General features: G+C 52.6%; 2 rRNA genes. Both read right to left on the bottom strand.

The features are described from left to right. Positions 1 to 2 precede the first annotated feature (2 nt). A 5S ribosomal RNA gene (gene rrf / locus VBY75_RS12675) occupies positions 3 to 118 on the bottom strand. Positions 119 to 236: 118 nt separating this feature from the next. Next, positions 237 to 2,502, bottom strand: a 23S ribosomal RNA gene (locus VBY75_RS12670); the annotation flags it as partial.

Raw genomic sequence — 2,502 nt, 5'->3', positions numbered from 1 at the left:
TAGTCTGGCGGTGACCTACTCTCGCATGGGGAGACCCCACACTACCATCGGCGCTGGTGTGTTTCACTTCTGAGTTCGGAAAGGATTCAGGTGGTGCCACACCGCTATGGCCGCCAGACATAAACTGTCACAACATGTAAAAACTGACTGCGTCTTTAAAAATACGCCACTCTATTGGCTCTAATTCGGTAAAGTCGCTCGCTTGTGCGTAACGTCCCAAACACCTTGGGTGTTGTATGGTTAAGTCTCACGGGCAATTAGTACGGGTTAGCTCAACGCATTACTACGCTTCCACACCCCGCCTATCAACGTTGTCGTCTTCAACGACCCTTCAGAGCACTCTGAGTGCTAGTGAGAGCTTATCTCGAGGCTCGCTTCCCGCTTAGATGCTTTCAGCGGTTATCGATTCCGAACGTAGCTACCGGGCAGTGCCATTGGCATGACAACCCGAACACCAGCGGTTCGTCCACTCCGGTCCTCTCGTACTAGGAGCAGCTCCTCTCAACTCTCAAACGCCCACGGCAGATAGGGACCGAACTGTCTCACGACGTTCTAAACCCAGCTCGCGTACCACTTTAAATGGCGAACAGCCATACCCTTGGGACCGACTTCAGCCCCAGGATGTGATGAGCCGACATCGAGGTGCCAAACACCGCCGTCGATATGAACTCTTGGGCGGTATCAGCCTGTTATCCCCGGAGTACCTTTTATCCGTTGAGCGATGGCCCTTCCATTCAGAACCACCGGATCACTATGACCTACTTTCGTATCTGCTCGACGTGTCTGTCTCGCAGTTAAGCTGGCTTCTGCCATTGCACTAACCGTACGATGTCCGACCGTACTTAGCCAACCTTCGTGCTCCTCCGTTACTCTTTGGGAGGAGACCGCCCCAGTCAAACTACCCACCAGGCACTGTCCACAACCCCGATTAGGGGCCAATGTTAGAACATCAAACATACAAGGGTGGTATTTCAAGGATGGCTCCACATCAACTAGCGCCAATGCTTCAAAGCCTCCCACCTATCCTACACATGTAGGTTCAATGTTCAGTGCCAAGCTGTAGTAAAGGTTCACGGGGTCTTTCCGTCTAGCCGCGGGTACACAGCATCTTCACTGCGATTTCAATTTCACTGAGTCTCGGGTGGAGACAGCGTGGCCATGGTTACACCATTCGTGCAGGTCGGAACTTACCCGACAAGGAATTTCGCTACCTTAGGACCGTTATAGTTACGGCCGCCGTTTACCGGGGCTTCGATCAAGAGCTTCGTCCGAAAACTAACCCCATCAATTAACCTTCCGGCACCGGGCAGGTGTCACACCGTATACGTCCACTTTCGTGTTAGCACAGTGCTGTGTTTTTAATAAACAGTCCCAGCCACCTGGTCACTGCGACCACCAACAGCTCATGACGCGAAGTCAATCACCGCCAGTGGCGTACCTTCTCCCGAAGTTACGGTACTATTTTGCCTAGTTCCTTCACCCGAGTTCTCTCAAGCGCCTTAGTATTCTCTACCTGACCACCTGTGTCGGTTTGGGGTACGGTCAATGTTCATCTGAAGCTTAGAGGCTTTTCCCGGAAGCATGGCATCAATGACTTCGCACCCGTGGGTGCTCGTCTCGTGTCTCGGCCTTAAGGACCCGGATTTACCTAAGTCCTCAGCCTACGCACTTTCACCGGGACTACCAACGCCCGGCTCACCTAGCCTTCTCCGTCCCCCCATCGCAATGAACATCGGTACAGGAATATTAACCTGTTTTCCATCGACTACGCGTTTCCGCCTCGCCTTAGGGGCCGACTTACCCTACCCTGATTAGCATGGGATAGGAAACCTTGGTCTTCCGGCGTGGGAGTTTTTCACTCCCATTATCGTTACTCATGTCAGCATTCGCACTTCTGATATGTCCAGCGTGCTTCTCAACACACCTTCACCCACTTACAGAACGCTCCCCTACCCCGCATACATAAGTATGCAGCCGCAGCTTCGGTGTATGGCTTAGCCCCGTTACATCTTCCGCGCAGGCCGACTCGACTAGTGAGCTATTACGCTTTCTTTAAAGGGTGGCTGCTTCTAAGCCAACCTCCTAGCTGTCTCTGCCTTCCCACATCGTTTCCCACTGAGCCATAACTTCGGGACCTTAGCTGGCGGTCTGGGTTGTTTCCCTCTTCACGACGGACGTTAGCACCCGCCGTGTGTCTCCCGGATAGTACTCATTGGTATTCGGAGTTTGCATGGGGTTGGTAAGTCGGGATGACCCCCTAGCCCAAACAGTGCTCTACCCCCAATGGTATTCGTCCGAGGCTCTACCTAAATAGATTTCGGGGAGAACCAGCTATCTCCGGGCTTGATTAGCCTTTCACTCCTAGCCACAAGTCATCCCCTAATTTTTCAACATTAGTGGGTTCGGTCCTCCAATTGATGTTACTCAATCTTCAACCTGCTCATGGTTAGATCGCCCGGTTTCGGGTCTATACCCTGCAACTCAACGCCCAGTTAAGACTCG

The organism is Idiomarina sp. HB (assembly GCF_048059115.1).
Lineage (GTDB): Bacteria > Pseudomonadota > Gammaproteobacteria > Enterobacterales > Alteromonadaceae > Idiomarina > Idiomarina abyssalis.
Note: the sequence above shows the minus strand (reverse complement) of the source record. Positions and strands in the feature narration are given on the sequence as shown.